Genomic DNA, 16,204 nt, shown 5'->3' with positions numbered 1-16,204 from the left:
GCGGGGCCGCGCCCGTCGATGGTCTATTCCGGAAGCAGGCGATAGACCGTCAGCGCCTCGTTCTCCTTCTCCAGCGTCAACTCGCCCGAGAGCGCGAGGACTTCGCCGTCGAACGCGGCGTCCGTGCGGCGCGGCGGCTCGTCGGCCCGTAGGTCGGTCAGCAGGTCCGTCCGCGTGTCGGGTCCCAGGCTGATGCGCAGGCTGTGCACCCGCGCCTCGTGGAGGACCGGCGAGGTGTGGGGAGTGCCCGTCAGGGCAGCCGCGAGCAGCCGGGTGCGGGCCAGACGGCCGCCGTGCACCACTCGTACATCGAGCACACCGTCCGCCAGGTCGTGCCGGCGCACCGGCGCCAACCCCAGCCCGCGGTACTGGCAGTTGCCGGCGAACACCAGCCATACGACCTGCCGCTTGCCGTTGATCCATACGGTCAGCGGCTCGGCGGTGCGCAGCACCTCCCACGCGGCGAGCACCCCGGCCGGCCAGGCGCCGATCCGGCCCGCCCACTCCTCCCGGATGCGCACCAGCTCCGGATACGGGCCGATCGAGAAGGTGTTGAGGAAGTACCGCCCCTCCTGGTGCGGGCCGGCCCGGAAGCGCGCCAGGTCCACCGCGACCGCCTCGCCGCTCTCCACGGCGCGCGCGGCCTCGGCATGGGTCTCGATCCCCAGGTCGTACGCGAAGTGGTTGTGGGTGCCGCCGGGCAGCACCGCCAGCGGCAGCCCATGCCGTACGGCGACGGCCGCCGCGGCGTTGACCGTGCCGTCGCCGCCCAACACGCCGAGCGCCCCGTTGAGTTGCTTCGCCCGCTCCGCGGCGTCCTCCAGTGCTTCGTCCAGTGGCGGGGTGTCGGCCCGGCCGCACACCACCACTTCGGCCTCCGGCAGTACCCCGTGCACCTCCTGCGTCCGGTAGGGGCGCGGCCCGGTGCGCTGGCCCGAGCCGTGGTTCGCCACGACGACCAGGCCGCGTCCCCCGGGGAGCGCGGGCGCCTCCGCGCGCGGTCGGGCCGGCGGTGCCAGCTGGGCGCGGGTCGGCGCCAGGCCGCGTACGGCGAAGGCGGCCCCGGCGCCCAGTGCGGCCCCGGCCAGCACATCGCCCGGGTAGTGCGCCCCCGTATAGATGCGGGAGAACGCCACCGACACGGCGACCGGCGCCAGCGCCAGGCCCCACCACTTGTTCTCGAAGGCGACTCCGGTGGCGAAGGCCACCGCGGAGGCCGTGTGGCCCGACGGGAAGGACGAGGTGATGGGCTGCCGGCTGAGCTGGCGGATGACCGGCACCGCGTCCAGCAAAGGGCGCCGGCGGCGTACGGAGCGTTTGCCGAGGGTGTTCACGGTGGCCGACGCGGCCGCCAGGGAGGCGACACCGCGCAGCGCGGCCCGGCGCGCGGGGCGGCCGCCCAACGCCGCCGCCCCGGCCGCGATGCCGAACCACAGCAGCCCATGGTTGGCGCTGTGGCTCAGCCGTGGCAGTACGCGCTGGGCGCCCGGCCATTCGCGGGAGGCGATCCGGATGAAGAGGCGCCGGTCCAGGGTGGTGAGGAGCGTGAGCATGCGCCACCTTGTACCCCAGGAGGGACGAAACAAGCCGTAAGGGGGCTGTGCGCGCGCCTGCTCGTACGGATGAGCGGGAGCATGCCCCATACGGCCGCATCCGGCCCCTTGCGGCCCCGGCCGTGCGTCGGCGTGTCGCACCGGGGGACCGGTGCCCTCCCTCCGCTGACGTGTCGTCCCGCGCCGCCACCCCCGCGATCTGCAAAGGTGGTCGGGGCCCTCACTCATGTGATGGGCCCATGATCGACCAGCAGTCGTGGAGTGTGGAGGTACGGATGCAGCGGACCGCCCCGGATCCGCGGCGGGAGCCGGACCCGGACCCGGACGCCCCGGTGGGTCTGCCGGTCCTCCCGGACCTCGCCGCGCTCCTCTCCGCTGCCGCCGGCCGCGGTGAACCGGAACCCGTCGGCGGCTCCGCCACGCTGTGCACCGCGGCCTGCGGCTACTGGGAACGCCGCGGCCTGGTCACCGCCCCGGACCAGGTGCTCGCCGCGCCGGGGGCGTCGGCTCTGCTGCTCGCCCTGTACGCCGCGGCCGACGGTGCCGTGGTGCTGCCGCGCCCCTGCTCGGGGTGGTACGCATCCGCCGCCCGGCTGCTCGGCCGGCCGGTGCACCACGCCCCCGTACCGGCCGAATCGGGCGGGATGCCCGACCCGTTCGTGCTGCTGGAGACCGTCCGCCGGGCCCGGATGCACGGCGACACGCCGCGCGTACTGGTGCTGTCCGTCGCCGACGACACGACCGGGACCTGCCCGGCGCCCGAGCAGCTGCACGAGGTGTGCGAGGCGGCGGCCGAGGAGGGCCTGTGGGTGATCAGTGACGAGTCCCGTCGCGATCTGCTGCACGATCCGCATGACACGGTGGTGCTCAGCCCCGCCGAGATGCTGCCCGACGAGGTCGTGGTGCTGACCGACCTGCGCGCCACGCTCGTCCCCGCCTCCTGGCCCGCCGCGCTCGCCCGCTTCCCCGACACCGATCAGGGCGCCGCCCTGCGGACCGCGGCGCTGGACGCGCTGTCCGCCCTGCATGCCCCACTGCCAGGGCCGCTCGCCTGCGCCGTCACCCACGCGCTCGGCGAGCCCGGCTCCGTACGCGCCAGGACGGCCACCGCCGCCCGCGTCTACGGTGTCCTCGCCACCGCGCTCCAGCGCAGCCTCACCGAGGCCGGCGCGGTCTGCCGGCCGCCGCACTCCGGCAGTCATGTGTACGCCGACTTCGAGCCGCTCGGCCGGCCCCTCGCGGCCCGCGGGATCACCGAATCCGGGGGCCTGGAACGGGAGTTGGCGCCCTGGGCGGCGCGTGGCGGACACCACTTCGGCGATGAGCCGGCCGCTCTGCGGGTACGGCTGGGAGCAGAGGGGCTCCTCGGCGCCGGTGCGGAGCTGCGCGGGCGCGTCCTGGATGCCCCGGATCCTCTTCAACTCCCTCATATCCGCGATTCGTTGACCGCACTGTCGCGTGCGCTGGCCGCACTCACGGCGCCGGCGGACGAGGGCGACGGCTGACCCACCCCAACCCCCTGAGGGCATGGGAATCCCCGCCCCGCCGCCCCGGCCCCCTGGTTCCGCCCACTGAATGGAGCCCCTCGATGACCGAACAGACCGAGCGCTCCCTCACCGAGCCCTCCAGCAGCGAACCCGCCGTCCCCGAGCCCGCGCCCGCCGACTCCGAGCCGGCGGCGTCCGCGCTGGCCGCCCCCGCCGCCCCGGACACGCCCGACACCACCCCCGACACCGCCTCCGGCACGGCCGACACGCCCGACACCACCCGCGAAGCCACCGCCGTCACTCCTCTTGTCCCGCACGCCACGCCACCACCCCTCGCCGAGCCCCGCCCCCTCGGCGAGACCCGCACCTGGCCCCGGGACTTCACCGACCGGCTGACCGCGCCGCTGCCCGGCGTCCGCGCGCTGGCCCGGATCGCCCGGGACGGCAAACTGCGCCCGGCCCGCGAAGCGCTCCTCGAAATCCAGGAACTCCCCTTCGAACCCGGCCCGATGCCCGCCGTCGACGCCACGACCGTCGCCCTGACCTGGGCCGGGCACGCCAGTTGGGTGATCCGGATCGGTGGTCTGACCGTACTGACCGACCCGGTCTGGTCCCGCAAGATCCTCGGCACACCCGCGCGGGTCACCCCCGTCGGCGTCCGGTGGGAGGACCTGCCGGCCATCGACGCCGTCGTCATCAGCCACAACCACTACGACCACCTGGACGCCCCCACCCTCAAGCGGCTGCCGCGCGAGACCCCGCTGCTGCTCCCCGCCGGCCTGGCGCCCTGGGCCCGCCGCCGGGGCTTCACCCGGGCCACCGACCTCGACTGGTGGGAGGCGGTCGAACTGCCCGCGCCCGGCGGCCCCGTACGCTTCGACTTCGTTCCCGCCCACCACTGGAGCAAGCGCACGCTGACCGACACCTGCCGTTCCCTGTGGGGCGGTTGGGTGCTCACCGCGCCCGACGGGCGGCGGATCCACTTCGCGGGGGACACCGGCTACGGCCACTGGTTCGAGGAGATCGGCCGCCGCTATCCCGGTATCGACCTGGCGCTGCTGCCCATCGGCGCGTACGACCCGCGCTGGATGCTGCGACCGGTGCACACCGACCCGGAAGAGGCAGTCCGGGCCTGCCAGGACCTCGGCGCCCGCGCCCTGGTCCCGATGCACTGGTCGACGTTCCTGCTCTCCGCCGAACCGCCGTTGGAGCCCCTGCGCCGGGTGCGCGCCGCGTGGGAGGCGACCGGGCGGGCGCGTGAGGACCTGTGGGATCTGGCGGTGGGGGCGTCGCGGGTGCTGGCTGACACGAACGGGTGACATGACGTTAGGCCATGCGATTGGCTGGAAAGTCTCGTTACAGGATCCGGCTACACCTCATCAGGGCGCCCTGTTCCAGAGAGTACGCGGTGGTGAGCGCTTCCCGCCGTTGCCGCGTACGGACCGAAAGGGCCTGTCATGCAGCGCATTCATCGAGTTCTTGCCGCACTTGGCGCCTCCGTTCTGCTGACCGTCGGGAGCATCGTCCTGGCCGCACCTGCCCAAGCTCTGGCCAACATCAGCGTCAACGGCAACCTCAACGGCAACCTCGACAAGGGCCATTTCGACGCCAACCTCGACGGCAACCTCAACTTCTAGCCCCAGCTGCACCGGCCGGGCCCCCAGCGGGCCCGGCTCTCACCATCACCCCTCCTCACCCCTCCGCCGCACCCGCCGCCGCAGCCCCGGCGCCCCGCCGATCACCAGTGTCAGTCCCACCGCCGCGGCCACGCCCTGCCACGGTTCGGGGAACAGCGAGCCGCTCAGCAGCCCGATGAGCCCGTATGTCGCGGCCCACGCAAGACACGCCGGCAGGTCGCCGCGTACGAACCGGCGCAGCGGCATCGCCGCCAGCAGACACGCGAGCATCACCGGGATCCGGCCGGCCGGCACCAGCCGCGACACCACCAGGATCAGCACTCCGTGCTCGCGCAGTTTCCGTTGCGCCTGCGCCAGCCGCTCCGGTGCGACGCGGGCGCGCAGCCGGGTCAGCCAGCGTGCGCCGGTCCGGGAGTGGCTGCCGCGCCGGCCGAGCGCGTACAGCACCACATCGCCGAGGAACGCGGCCAGCGACGCGACCGCGAAGACGATCAGCAGCGGGAGCGGCGACGTCTGATGGAACGCCACCACCGCGGCCGAGCTGACCACCGCGCCCGTCGGCACCACCGGCACCAGCGACCCGAGCATGACCAGCAGAAACAGTGAGGGATAGCCGACCACCTGCTGTGTCGACTCCGGCGGCACGCTCCGCAGCGCCGCGCCGAGCTCCGTCATCGTCGTCGCTGCCGCCATCGCCGCCGTTGCCGTCATCGCCCTCATCGCGCGACCGCCGGCCGTACCGACTCGCCGTGCCCGAGCCGGTGCACCACGACCTCGGGGGCGAGCCGCGCCGCGAGTCGCTCGAATTCCTGGCCAGGAGCGTGGAATTCATGCGGCCGCACCGCGTCCAGCCCGATCGGCCAGTACGTGCCGAAGTGCACCGGCACGGCGCAGCGCGGTGCCAGCCGGGCCGCCGCCACCGCCGCCCGCCGCGCGTCCAGATGGCCGTGCCCGAGGAACGGTCCCCAGCCGCCCACCGGCAGCAGCGCCACATCACATGGCCCGACCTCGTCGGCCATCTCCTCGAACAGCCCGGTGTCACCCGCGAAGTACGTCCGCGCCGCGCCGGCCACGACATAGCCCAGCGCGGGCACCCGGCGCGGCCCGTACGGCAGCCGCCGCCCGTCGTGTGCCGCGTGCACCGCCCGTACGGTGAGCGCGTCGGCCGTGAACTCCTCGCCCGGCCACAGCTCGGTCACGCGCAGCGCAAGGGCCTCGGCCAACCGGCGCAGCCCCGGCACCGCCGTCGTCGCCCCGTGCGGCACCACCAGCCGGGTTCCGGGCGCCAGCCGGGCGAGAGAGGCGAGGTGCAGATGGTCGGCGTGCAGGTGGGAGACGAGGACGAGGTCGGCCCGCGCGGCCTCCGGGGGCGGCAGCGCGCCTCGGCGGCGGCGCAGATGGGCCAGCCGGCGGACGAACAGCGGGTCGGTGAGCACTCGTATCCCGGAGTCCTCGACCGTCGCGGTGGCATGTCCCCACCAGGTGACCCGCACCGACACCGCTGACCTCCCGGCATGCCTCATGGGCTCGCTGTCCCGATCTTCCCTCATTCATCCGTAATGCGGCTGCCGGGGGCGGGGCGGGGCGGGGCGGGGCTTGGGTGCTCGGCGCGACGCAACGCTTCGCGACAACCGGGGCGTAAGTCCCGAATGGCGCCTTTTGTGACACGTTATGACACGCTGATCGGGGGTCCCGCGCGGCCGGCGCGGGCCGGAGCGTGAGGCGGGACGGCGTGCGGACGCCATGGTGGAAGACGCTGAGCGGCGCCCTGCTGCGGGTGCTCGCGGTCTGGCTGGTGTCCAGCCTCACCCTGCTCGTCCTCGCCGCCCTGCTGCCCGACTTCCGGCTCCAGTCCGCGAGCGGCGACAGCCTCACCCGTACCGCCTTCGCCGCCGCCCTCGGCGCGGGCGCCTTCGGCCTGCTCAGCGCCCTGGTGTGGCCCGTCCTCGTACGGGCACTGCTGCTGGTGCCGGCGCTCGTCCTCGGCCTGCTCGTCTTCTTCCTCAACGGTTCCCTTCTCCTGCTCGCCCTCGATCTGATCCCGGGGGCGCGCGGGCAGGCCGCACCGGAGACCGCCATGATCGTCGCGGCCGCGATGTCCGCGGCCTCCTCGGCCACCGCCACCTTCCTCGCGGTGCGCAACGACGAGGCGTACCGCCGCCGGCTGGTGCGGCTCGCCGGCCGCCGCGGCCGCGCCGCGCGGAGCCGGGCCGGCACCCCCGGCATGGTCTTCCTCCAGCTCGACGGCCTCGGCCACGACGTGCTGCGGGCCGCGACCCACGGCGACCGGCCGCTCATGGCGACGGTCGCCGGCTGGACCGGCGGCAGCCACCGCCTCACCCCGTGGCGTACGGACTGGTCCAGCCAGACCGGCGCCAGCCAGCTCGGCATCCTGCACGGCAGCAATGAGGATCTGCCCGCCTTCCGCTGGTACGAGAAGGAGACCGACGCCCTCATCGTCAGCAACCGGCCCACCGGTGCCGCCGAACTCCAGCGGCGCGCCGTCGAACGCACCGGGGACGGCGGACTGCTGGCCCAGGACGGCGCCAGCCGCGGCAATCTCTTCAGCGGTGGCGCGGGCCAGGTCGCCCTGGTCATGTCGGTGGCGGCCCGCCGCGACAAGCACAACCGCTCCCGCGCCGGCTACTTCGCCTACTTCTCCGACCCCGCCAACGCCACCCGCACCGCCGTCTCCTTCCTCGCCGAGGTGGTCCGCGAGATTGTCCAATCGCTGCGGTCCCGCTTCCGGCACGAAACGCCGCGGGTCAAACGGGGCGGGCTCTACCCCTTCCTCCGGGCCTTCGCGACCGTCGTCGAACGCGATGTGGTGGTCGCGGCCGTCATCGGCGACATGCTCGCCGGCCGCACCGCCGTCTACGCCGACTTCGTGGCGTACGACGAGGTGGCGCACCACTCGGGGCCCGGGCACCGCGACACCCATCAGGTGCTGCGCAGCCTCGACCGCTGTATCGCGCTGATCGCCAAGGTCGGCCGGCACACGCCGCGCCCGTACCGCATCGTCTTGCTCTCCGACCACGGGCAGAGCCCCGGCGCGACGTTCCTGGAGCGCTACGGGCTCAGCCTGGGCGATCTCGTACGCGCCGGGTGCGGCCTGCCGGTGCCACGACGCGCCGGGCGGACGCCGAGCGGGGCCGAGGCGAGGGAGGCGGCGCGCGCCGCACTGCACCGCCCGGAGGGGACGGAGGAGCCGGGCGGCCCGCACCCCATCGTGCTGGCCTCGGGAAACCTCGGGCTGGTCTCCTTCCCGGACACGCCCGGCCGGATCACCCGCGAGGAACTGGACCGCAGGCACCCCGCACTCCTCGGCACCCTCGCCAACCACCCAGGCATCGGCTTCCTCCTCGTCCGCTCAGAGGAACACGGCGCGGTGGTGCTGGGCCCGGCCGGCGCCGAGCACCGTCTCGACAGCGGCCGCATCATCGGCACCGACCCGCTGGCCCCTTTCGGCGAGGGCGCGGCCGACGCCGTACGCCGTACCGACCGCTTTCCGCATACCGCCGACCTCATGGTCAACTCCGCCTACGACCCGGTGACCGGCGCGGTGCACGCCTTCGAGGAACAGATCGGCTCACACGGCGGGCTCGGCGGCGCACAGAACCGGCCCTTCCTCCTCTGGCCCATGGAACTGACCCCGCCCACGGCGGACGGTGAGCTGCTCACCGGCGCGGAACAGGTGCACCGGGTGCTGCGGCGATGGCTGCGGGAGGCGGCAGCGGCGCAGCAGCCCCTTTCCGCCGAGACGGACGAAATCCGGCGCCGCTGATTTCAGTTCCGGGACAGGCGCTGTGCGCAGGGTCCCTGGGGACGCGTAATCCGACGGACGCAGTCCCGGCGAACCGGAACCGGAACTCCGCTGATTTTCCTCACGTTCTGACGGGCATGCAGTTATTCCACCGCAGACCCGCCTTCCTCGTAGCCGCGCTGGCGACGCTCCTCACGCTGTCCGCGTGCGCGGCGGCCCCGGCCGAGGACGAGGGAACGAACGGCAATCCGTCCGCGCACCCCACGGCTTCGGCCTCTGCCGCGAAGAAGAAGCCGGGCGGTGTCGGCGGGCTCCTGTCCGGCGGGCTCTGGAAAATCCAGGGGATCGTGGTCGACAAGAAAGAGCTTCCTGCCGCTCGGATCAGCAGGCCCTGGGTCGAATTCCATGGCGACGGCACGGCGTCGGGAAACTACGGATGCACCCCGTTCCGGGTGAAGGCGGATATGCGGGCGACCGCTCTGACAGTGGGCGACTCCATCGACACCTCTGACACTGCCTCCCCTTCCCGGCCCGCTTCGCCGTCTCCGTCGGCTTCCGGATCACCGGACAAGCCCGTCCCGTGCGACCCCCAGGACGCGTCCGCCGAGCAGGAGCTGACGAAATTCGAGAAGCAGCTCAAGAACCTCTTCACCGGGCCGCTCACCATCTCGCGGGCTCCCGACCCCTGGAAGGACGGAAGGACGATGCTGGACCTCAAGAACCGTCGGGGCGACTCCATCACCGTGGTACAGCTCAGATCCGAAGGGTTTTTCCGCACCCGGTGGAAGCTCGATGCCCTCACCTACTACGACAGCCGGCACAACCCCTTCCCGGACGATGCCGAGGTCTACTACGACTTCCACGCGAACGGCGCCGTGAGCGGCAAACTCGGCTGCAACGACTTCACCGGCCGGGCCGACTTCTCCGGCCCCCAGGTCACCTTCCACGATGCGTTTCTCACCACTCACCGGACGTGCTCCCCGGAGAACGTGGAGGGAGAAACGCACCTGATCCGTGAGATGAACCGATCTCTCACATACAGCTACGCCGTGCTGGATGGCGGAGATTCCCTGTCCCTCTCCGAAGACATCGACAGCAACCTGGCAAGCGGTCTCGAGTTCCGCGACCCGGCAAAGCGGTAGCCGGTAGCCAGTACTGCTCAGCCAGGCGATCATCCCTCGAACACATCGGCCGGAGGCTTACGGCCATGCGCCCTCCCAACCGCAGATCCTTCGCCCTGAGGTGCCCGCCACCGGAGCATTCCCGGCGATTTGGAGCGAGCCCTCCCGGCCCGTGACCATATGTTCCGGCCCGGCGACCTCGGGCACCCGGCACGACGAGAGACGCACCATCCATGCACCGCAGCCCTGCCGCTCAGCATCCCGAGACCGGCTCTGACCTGCACAATCAAGCCAGCAAGCCGTTTCGGATGAGCTTGCCGACCGCCACCGCCCTGGTCATGGGCAACATCATCGGCGGCGGCATCTTCCTGCTGCCGGCCTCGGTCGCGCCCTTCGGCACCGTCAGCCTCGTCGCCTTCGGCCTGCTGACCATCGGAGCCGTCGCCCTCGCCCTGGTCTTCGGCCGCCTCGCCGAACGCCACCCGGACACCGGCGGCCCGTACGTCTACGCCCGCGAGGCGTTCGGCGACTTCGCCGGATTCCTGTCCGCCTGGTCGTACTGGACCATGACCTGGGTCAGCAACGCGGCGCTCGCGGTCGCCGCCGTCGGCTATGTCCATGTGCTGTTCCCCGGCCACGCATCACCCGGCACCGACCTCGTCATCGCCCTGGGCGCGCTGTGGCTGCCGGCCCTCGCGAACTTCGCCGGCACCCGCTACATCGGCGCCGTCCAGCTCGTCTCCACCGTCCTCAAGTTCGTCCCCCTGCTCTTCATCGCCGTCGTCGGCCTGTTCTTCTTCGACCCGGACAACCTCGGCTCGTTCAACGAGGGCGGCGGCAGCGCACTCGGCGGTATGTCGGCCGCGGCCGCGATCCTGCTCTACTCGTACGTCGGTGTGGAGTCCGCGGCGATGAGCGCCGGGGAGGTCCGCGATCCGGAGCGGAACGTCGGCCGGGCCACCGTCCTCGGCACCATCGGCGCCGCAGTCGTCTACCTCCTGGGCACCCTCGCCGTCTTCGGCACCGTCGCGCACGACAAGCTGGTGAAGTCCACGGCGCCGTTCTCGGACGCGGTGAACGCGATGTTCGGCGGGCAGTGGGGCGGCACCATCGTCGCCGGCGCGGCCGTCATCTCGATCATCGGCGCGCTCAACGGCTGGACGCTGATGAGCGCCCAGTCCCCGTACGCCGCCGCCAAGGACGGGCTCTTCCCCGCCCCCTTCCTGACGAAGCGGCGCGGCGTACCGACCTTCGGCGTCCTGGCCGCGGCCGTCCTCGCCAGCGCCCTGACCGTCATCAACTACCTCATGGGCACCGGCGGCGTCTTCGAGATCCTGGTCCTGATCACCACCTTCTCGGCGACCGTCCCGTATCTGCTGGCAGCCGGCGCGCAGGTCTACTTCCTGCTCACCGGCCGGCGCGACAAGGTCCGCCCGGCCCTCTTCGCCCGTGATCTGACGCTCGCCCTGATCGCCTTCGGCTTCACCTTCTGGCTCGTGGCGGGCGCCGGCTACGCCGCGATCTACCAGGGCGTTCTGTTCCTCTTCGCGGGCATCCTGGTGTACGCGTGGATGGCGGCCCGGCGGGAGGCGCGACGCGGGCAGCAGCCGTTGGAGGATGAGCCGTCGGGGGATGCGTCGTCGGGAGATGCCCCGACCGCTCCCGCCACCCCGGCCGGCGTCAGGTAGCTCGCGGGCGTCATGCGCCCGGCGGCCGGTACTCCACCTTCTGGCGTACCGCCTCGTCGACCTCCTCGGCGGTCAGCAGCACCACGGTGCTCGTGTGCACACCACCGGCCGCCGAGGTGACCAGACCCATGGCGGCGGCGGAGGTGTTGTTCGGCAGCTCCACCGTGGCGTACACATCCTCCTCGCCGAACGCCCAGTACATCGATTCGAGCCGACCGCCCAGGCCCTGGACCATGCGCTCGACGACGTCGCGGCGCGCACTGCCGCCGTCTTTGATCAGGCCCTTCAGTCCATCCACGGTCAACCTGACCCTGAAGAGGTATTTCGGCATGGTCTCCGCCTTCCATGTGCGTCTCGGCATCCACCCCTCATCCGCATCCTCCTGCCGACCGACGCCGACCGTCGCGGGGACGGCCGCCATACGGCTTAGGGGGCGGGGGTGCGGAACGCCGCTACCGACGGCACCGACGGCATCAACGGCATCAATCGGAGACGATCGACAAGAGGTCTGAGAGCCCGAAGAATCCGAGTACGCCGGCGAGGATGACACCTGCCAAGACCCCGGCGCAGCCCAGAGCGATGACCACGGTGAGCCATGTCCGCCCAACCGCCGCGTGGTAGTCGGCGTCGTCATCCCAATCCTGCACAGGACTCCCCCCCCCGGTCGACTGGCTGCGCGAGCGGTTGCGTGAGTGGTTGCATGAGTGGTTGCGCGAGCCACAGTCGTCATGCCTGCACCCGGGTGCCAGCATGATCGATCCAGTCTGGCAGATCGATTGACGCGCCCCAGGTGACAGCGGGTGGGACGGCCACCCTGCGTCGTCACTAGCCTCCTGAGGATGCGCATAGATCAGATCGGCTCCTGGCTCCATGAGCATGATGCGGCTCCGCAGCCCGTGACCCTGTCGGCCCAGTTCAATGCGTACCTCAGCACGCTCCCGTGGGGAGGTGGCGGCATCGACTGGCAAGACCTGCCGCACCACTCACTCAGGCTGGACGGCGTCTCGGACGAAGACGTAGTGAACTGGGCTCGTCAGACGCCCGTTGCTCTGCACAGGCACACGCTGATCATCGACTCCGCCTCCGAGCCGGGCGTGGTGTGCCGGTTCGAAGACGCCATGCGGGATTTCGAGCTGCTGTCGAACCGACCCGAGCTCTATAGCTGCGGCGTCGATCTCGTAGAGGGCGAGGTGCAGCCGGCCTTCGACCACTTCATCGAGCGGCGTTCCTTTATGACCCTCCATGCACGCTCATAGCGGCGGTCTGAGTTCGGCTGCGGCCGGTAGGGCAGACCGACCGTTGCCTTGCCTCTCTAGTCCTCAGGCATGGGCTTCATCTCGACGCCGTGCCGTTTGGCGATCTCAATGAAGCGATCGACGTCCGGCGGAGAGTCCGACCGCGGCGGCAGCTCGTGCCGCTGGGTCGGTTCACCCGCCTCGGCGAAGAATTTGTCGAGATCGCCCGGCGTGTAGGTGACCAGGAGACGCACCGTGCTGGTGGGCTCGAACCGCTCCAACGTCCCCTCAGGGATATGGAAGAGAGAGCCGGGACGTCCTTCGACCACCTCGTCGCCGAGGTGCATGCGCAGCGTCCCCTCGATGACATAGACGGTCTCGGTTCCGGGGTGGATGTGGGGCGGTGGACCCATCCCCTCCGGGATCGTCATCTCCATGATGGTCATCGCGCCATTGGTCTCCTCGCCGGACGCCTTGACCTCGTAGAGGCTGTCCAGCATCCAGAACGCCTTCCCATCGCCGCGGTGGCGTACGACGGTGTTTTTCGCCATGCGATCGCTCCTTGCCTCGTGGCCCTCCCCGAGGTCTTCCCGCCGCGCGGCAGAGCGGAAAGCCTCCATCTGGGTACGACTGCCGGACTGCCGGACTGCCGGCGGGGAGTGGGATCGGAGGCCTGGCTCGCTGCCCGGATATTCACCCGTTCGTGCCGGGAACTCCCGTTCGTTGTGTGGGATGGGGGCTGCACGGCCCCGAGGGGGCGAGGCGACGGTATGAGCAGTGGAGCTTGTGTGGGGAATCAGGTGGCCGAGCCGGATGCGGTCTCACATGCCGACGGCGAGGAGCGCGCCGACCCGCCGGGTCGAAAGCCCGGGAAGCGCCGATCCTTGTGGAAGGAGGTGCCGATCCTTCTCGGTGTGGCACTGGTGCTCGCGCTGCTCGTCAAGACCTTTCTGGTGCAGGCATTCTCCATCCCGTCGGAGTCGATGGAGAAAACCCTGCAGCGAGGTGACCGGGTTCTGGTGGACAAGCTGAGCCCGTTGTTCGGATCGCAGCCGAGCCGTGGTGAGGTGGTCGTCTTCCACGACCCGGACAATTGGCTGGCCGGCGAGCCGACGCCGCGCCCGAACGTCGTGCAGACGGTGCTCAGTTCCGTCGGACTGATGCCGTCCGTGGGGGAGCGGGACCTGATCAAACGGGTCATAGCCGTCGGCGGCGACACGGTTCAGTGTCAGGGCGCGGGACCGGTGAAGGTCAACGGCAAGCCGCTGCGTGAGCCCTACGTCTTCGCCGGGAACACTCCCTGCAGCCTCGACGACCACGGTGGTCAGTTCACGGTCACCGTCCCCAGAGACAAGATCTGGGTCATGGGTGACCACCGGCAGCGCTCGGCCGATTCCCGCTACCACCAGAACGACAAGAACCACGGCTTCGTCCCCGTCGACAACGTCATCGGCCGCGCCATCGTCGTCGCCTGGCCGGTCACACGCTGGGACACGCTGCCCGTCCCGGACACATTCGGTTAGCAGCGAGCGGGCTTGTTTCGCGCTGGTCGACGCGCCGTGGGGGTGGCTTGCGGGTGCCGTCTGTGAGCCGTATGGCGCCACCCTGGTGCCATGTGCTGGGCTGACGGGGTGCTGGCCACGAGGGTGCCGCCTGCTGAATTGTCGTCTGTGACCTGGATCGTCTGTGCGACGGCGGGCGGGTAACTCACCCGCCGCACCGGCGCGGTATTGCGCCCACGTGATATCGCCATGGCGCCATGAGAGTCGCTGTGGTGCCACGGCGGCTTGCGGTGGCGCCATCGTGGCGTTACGGTAGTGCCATGGATCTGACGCCCTACGTCGACAACCTCCGGCATGAGCTCGCGGTCGCCGCGGATGCCGGTGGGGACGAAGCCCGTGCCCTGGCCGAGCGGCTGACCGCGCCTTTGGAGTCGGCCGCCCGGCTGACCTTGCTGAACGCGCTGTCCGCCGCGATGGGTGAGGTCACCCGTGATCTGGTGCCGGGCTCGGTCGACGTACGGCTGCGCGGGCTGGATCCGGAGTTCGTGGTGACACCGCCGCCGGGGTACGAGGCGTTCGAGGAGGCGGGGGAGAGCGAGAGCGCTCCGGCGCCTGTGCCTGTGCCGGTGCCTGTGGCGGATGCCGAGGAGGGTGGCACCGCGCGTATCAACTTCCGGCTTCCGGCTCATCTCAAGGCCCGGGTCGAGGAGGTTGCCGGCCAGGAGGGCCTGTCGGTCAATGCCTGGCTGGTGCGGGCCGTCGCCCACGCGCTGGAGCAGCCCGGTGAGCGGGCTCGCCCGGCGGCCGGCCGCCGGGCTCGGGGGCAGCAGGGCTTCACGGGCTGGGTCCGCTAGCCCGGCACCACCGGCACCAACCACGGCACCAGGCGCCAACCCTGCGCCACGCACCGGCTCGGCACCGCGCGCCGGCCAAGGGCCACGCACCAGCTCGGTACCGCTCAAAGCTCAGTACTTATTCGCCCGCCTGACCAGCGGGAACGTAGACATAGCCATGAGGACGGGACAGCCATGCCAGTTTTCGACACGCCCGAACCGATCGTCGCCACCCTCGAATTCGACTGCGGGTCGGCCCGGATCATCGCGAGCAAGCGCACCGACACCGTTGTCGAGGTGCTGCCGAGCAACGACGCCGACGAGGCCGACGTACGGGCCGCGGAGCAGACCAAAGTGACCTGCTCGGGCGGTAAGTTGCTGGTCAAGGGGCCCAAGAAGCGCTCTCTGTTCGGCAGGAGCGGCTCGATCGAGGTGACCGTGCAGCTGCCGGTCGACTCCGATGTCCTGGGGACCACGCCCATGGCGGACTTCGTGTGCGAAGGCCGTCTGGGGGAGTGCCGGCTGAAGACGTCGCTGGGGGCCATCCAGGTCGAGGAGGCGGCAGCGGTCAATCTGCGCACCAGTCACGGCGCGATCAGTGTGGACCGTGTGAGGGGAGACGCCGAACTGGTCGGGGCGGGGCGGATCGACGTCGGCGAGATCGCGGGCGCGGCGATCGTCAAGAACGGCAACGGGGAGACGGTGATCGGTGAGATCACCGGCGATCTGAAGGCGAACTCCTCCAACGGCGCCATCGCCGTGGACATCGCGCACGCCTCGGTCGAGGCCAAGTCCGCCAATGGCGCGGTCAAGATCGGCGACGTGGCGCGTGGTCAGATCACGCTCCAGGCCGCCGCCGGTGACCTGGAAGTCGGCATCCGCAAGTCCACCGCCGCCTGGCTCGACGTCCACACCCGGGTCGGCCGTGTGCACAACACCCTCGGCGAGTCCGACGGCCCCGGCGACGCCGCCAACAAGGTCGAGGTACGCGCCAACACCGGCGTCGGCAACATCACCATCCGCCGCGCCTGACCACCTGGTCACCTGGTCACCTGGTCACCTGACCACCTCAGCGGCGGCTCCGACCACGCGATCCGCCGCTCACTACCACGCCACACCGCACCACGCCACGCCCGCACAGCACTTCACGCAGCCGTCGGGCTCACCCTGGCCCGCTACGGCTGGCCCGCTTGGCCTTCAACCGCGACGCGAAGCCGCAACCGGCCCACCGCGTAAGCCACTTCGCGCTTCAGCGCTTCACCCCGTACGGCACATCATCCGGCAGCGCATCACCGGTAGATCACCTCCACCTGGCCTGCCCGTCCGCCGTACCGCGCGTCACGTTCCACCGCAATGTTCACCGCACTTCACCGTGCCCTCAGTAC

Annotated in this window: 15 protein-coding genes; 10 read left to right on the top strand and 5 right to left on the bottom strand. The window is 71.2% G+C overall.

Going from position 1 to position 16,204, the window contains the following annotated elements; translation table 11 throughout:
- Nucleotides 1-23: 23 nt before the first annotated feature.
- Nucleotides 24-1,553, bottom strand: a complete 1,530-nt coding sequence (locus tag FCH28_RS14885) for a bifunctional phosphatase PAP2/diacylglycerol kinase family protein (protein WP_136740339.1) — start codon at nucleotides 1,551-1,553, stop codon at nucleotides 24-26.
- 275 nt (nucleotides 1,554-1,828) lie between these two features.
- On the opposite strand from FCH28_RS14885, the gene FCH28_RS14880 reads away from it, so the two are divergent.
- The 3 genes from FCH28_RS14880 (at nucleotide 1,829) to FCH28_RS14870 (ending at nucleotide 4,677) form a co-directional block, all read left to right on the top strand.
- Nucleotides 1,829-3,058 (top strand): aminotransferase class I/II-fold pyridoxal phosphate-dependent enzyme, encoded by a 1,230-nt coding sequence (locus FCH28_RS14880; protein ID WP_136740677.1) that lies wholly within the window; start codon nucleotides 1,829-1,831, stop codon nucleotides 3,056-3,058.
- A gap of 83 nt (nucleotides 3,059-3,141) precedes the next feature.
- Nucleotides 3,142-4,359, top strand: a complete 1,218-nt coding sequence (locus tag FCH28_RS14875) for an MBL fold metallo-hydrolase (protein WP_246102857.1) — start codon at nucleotides 3,142-3,144, stop codon at nucleotides 4,357-4,359.
- A gap of 138 nt (nucleotides 4,360-4,497) precedes the next feature.
- Entirely contained in the window at nucleotides 4,498-4,677 is a 180-nt protein-coding gene (locus tag FCH28_RS14870) for a hypothetical protein (protein ID WP_136740338.1), read from the top strand.
- 45 nt (nucleotides 4,678-4,722) lie between these two features.
- Here the strand turns inward: FCH28_RS14870 and FCH28_RS14865 are convergent, their stop codons facing one another.
- Entirely contained in the window at nucleotides 4,723-5,352 is a 630-nt protein-coding gene (locus FCH28_RS14865; protein WP_136740673.1) for a DedA family protein, read from the bottom strand.
- A gap of 41 nt (nucleotides 5,353-5,393) precedes the next feature.
- Nucleotides 5,394-6,176: an MBL fold metallo-hydrolase gene (locus FCH28_RS14860; RefSeq protein WP_136740337.1), complete on the bottom strand. Its 783-nt coding sequence runs from the start codon at nucleotides 6,174-6,176 to the stop codon at nucleotides 5,394-5,396.
- A 233-nt stretch (nucleotides 6,177-6,409) separates the two neighbouring features.
- Here FCH28_RS14860 and FCH28_RS14855 point away from each other — a divergent pair, with 233 nt between their 5' ends.
- The 3 genes from FCH28_RS14855 to FCH28_RS14845 all read left to right on the top strand — a co-directional run bounded on the left by FCH28_RS14855 (nucleotide 6,410) and on the right by FCH28_RS14845 (nucleotide 11,249).
- Nucleotides 6,410-8,461 carry a phage holin family protein gene (locus tag FCH28_RS14855; RefSeq protein WP_246102855.1) on the top strand — a complete coding sequence of 684 codons (2,052 nt, stop codon included), beginning with the start codon at nucleotides 6,410-6,412 and terminating at the stop codon, nucleotides 8,459-8,461.
- Nucleotides 8,392-9,582 carry an META domain-containing protein gene (locus FCH28_RS14850; RefSeq protein ID WP_136740335.1) on the top strand — a complete coding sequence of 397 codons (1,191 nt, stop codon included), beginning with the start codon at nucleotides 8,392-8,394 and terminating at the stop codon, nucleotides 9,580-9,582. Before FCH28_RS14855 ends, FCH28_RS14850 begins: the two co-directional genes overlap by 70 nt.
- A 287-nt stretch (nucleotides 9,583-9,869) precedes the next feature.
- A complete protein-coding gene (locus FCH28_RS14845) occupies nucleotides 9,870-11,249 on the top strand; it encodes an amino acid permease (protein WP_136740334.1) in 1,380 nt (459 codons plus the stop codon).
- A 10-nt stretch (nucleotides 11,250-11,259) separates the two neighbouring features.
- Here FCH28_RS14845 and FCH28_RS14840 read toward each other — a convergent pair whose 3' ends face one another.
- A complete protein-coding gene (locus FCH28_RS14840; protein ID WP_246102854.1) occupies nucleotides 11,260-11,610 on the bottom strand; it encodes a GYD domain-containing protein in 351 nt (116 codons plus the stop codon).
- Nucleotides 11,611-12,088: 478 nt separating this feature from the next.
- Between FCH28_RS14840 and FCH28_RS14835 the strand changes: the two genes are divergently transcribed.
- Nucleotides 12,089-12,505, top strand: a complete 417-nt coding sequence (locus FCH28_RS14835; RefSeq protein ID WP_136740333.1) for a hypothetical protein — start codon at nucleotides 12,089-12,091, stop codon at nucleotides 12,503-12,505.
- A 56-nt stretch (nucleotides 12,506-12,561) separates the two neighbouring features.
- On the opposite strand, the gene FCH28_RS14830 is transcribed toward FCH28_RS14835, so the two are convergent.
- Complete coding sequence (locus FCH28_RS14830) at nucleotides 12,562-13,035, bottom strand: cupin domain-containing protein (protein WP_169314158.1); 474 nt, start codon at nucleotides 13,033-13,035, stop codon at nucleotides 12,562-12,564.
- 219 nt (nucleotides 13,036-13,254) lie between these two features.
- Between FCH28_RS14830 and lepB the strand changes: the two genes are divergently transcribed.
- From lepB to FCH28_RS14815, 3 genes are all read left to right on the top strand, one after another.
- On the top strand, nucleotides 13,255-14,007 hold the full coding sequence (lepB, locus tag FCH28_RS14825; protein WP_136740331.1) for a signal peptidase I: 753 nt from the start codon (nucleotides 13,255-13,257) through the stop codon (nucleotides 14,005-14,007).
- A gap of 299 nt (nucleotides 14,008-14,306) precedes the next feature.
- Nucleotides 14,307-14,840 carry an Arc family DNA-binding protein gene (locus FCH28_RS14820; protein ID WP_136740330.1) on the top strand — a complete coding sequence of 178 codons (534 nt, stop codon included), beginning with the start codon at nucleotides 14,307-14,309 and terminating at the stop codon, nucleotides 14,838-14,840.
- 174 nt (nucleotides 14,841-15,014) lie between these two features.
- A complete protein-coding gene (locus FCH28_RS14815) occupies nucleotides 15,015-15,851 on the top strand; it encodes a DUF4097 family beta strand repeat-containing protein (RefSeq protein WP_136740329.1) in 837 nt (278 codons plus the stop codon).
- Nucleotides 15,852-16,204 lie beyond the last annotated feature (353 nt).

The sequence above is a fragment of the Streptomyces piniterrae genome (assembly GCF_005048155.1).
In the GTDB taxonomy this organism is placed as follows: Bacteria; Actinomycetota; Actinomycetes; order Streptomycetales; family Streptomycetaceae; genus Streptomyces; species Streptomyces piniterrae.
The sequence above is the reverse complement of the archived record's forward strand: the minus strand, read 5'-3'. Positions and strand labels throughout refer to the sequence as shown.

Excerpts from the sequence above, each read along its gene's own strand:
- FCH28_RS14885 (WP_136740339.1), bottom strand. The coding sequence starts at position 1,553 with ATGCTCACGCTCCTCACCACCCTGGACCGGCGCCTCTTCATCCGGATC.
- FCH28_RS14880 (WP_136740677.1), top strand. The coding sequence starts at position 1,829 with ATGCAGCGGACCGCCCCGGATCCGCGGCGGGAGCCGGACCCGGACCCG.
- FCH28_RS14875 (WP_246102857.1), top strand. The coding sequence starts at position 3,142 with ATGACCGAACAGACCGAGCGCTCCCTCACCGAGCCCTCCAGCAGCGAA.
- FCH28_RS14870 (WP_136740338.1), top strand. The coding sequence starts at position 4,498 with ATGCAGCGCATTCATCGAGTTCTTGCCGCACTTGGCGCCTCCGTTCTG.
- FCH28_RS14865 (WP_136740673.1), bottom strand. The coding sequence starts at position 5,352 with ATGACGGAGCTCGGCGCGGCGCTGCGGAGCGTGCCGCCGGAGTCGACA.
- FCH28_RS14850 (WP_136740335.1), top strand. The coding sequence starts at position 8,392 with ATGGCTGCGGGAGGCGGCAGCGGCGCAGCAGCCCCTTTCCGCCGAGAC.
- FCH28_RS14845 (WP_136740334.1), top strand. The coding sequence starts at position 9,870 with ATGAGCTTGCCGACCGCCACCGCCCTGGTCATGGGCAACATCATCGGC.
- FCH28_RS14840 (WP_246102854.1), bottom strand. The coding sequence starts at position 11,610 with ATGCCGAGACGCACATGGAAGGCGGAGACCATGCCGAAATACCTCTTC.
- FCH28_RS14835 (WP_136740333.1), top strand. The coding sequence starts at position 12,089 with ATGCGCATAGATCAGATCGGCTCCTGGCTCCATGAGCATGATGCGGCT.
- FCH28_RS14830 (WP_169314158.1), bottom strand. The coding sequence starts at position 13,035 with ATGGCGAAAAACACCGTCGTACGCCACCGCGGCGATGGGAAGGCGTTC.
- lepB (WP_136740331.1), top strand. The coding sequence starts at position 13,255 with ATGAGCAGTGGAGCTTGTGTGGGGAATCAGGTGGCCGAGCCGGATGCG.
- FCH28_RS14820 (WP_136740330.1), top strand. The coding sequence starts at position 14,307 with ATGGATCTGACGCCCTACGTCGACAACCTCCGGCATGAGCTCGCGGTC.
- FCH28_RS14815 (WP_136740329.1), top strand. The coding sequence starts at position 15,015 with ATGCCAGTTTTCGACACGCCCGAACCGATCGTCGCCACCCTCGAATTC.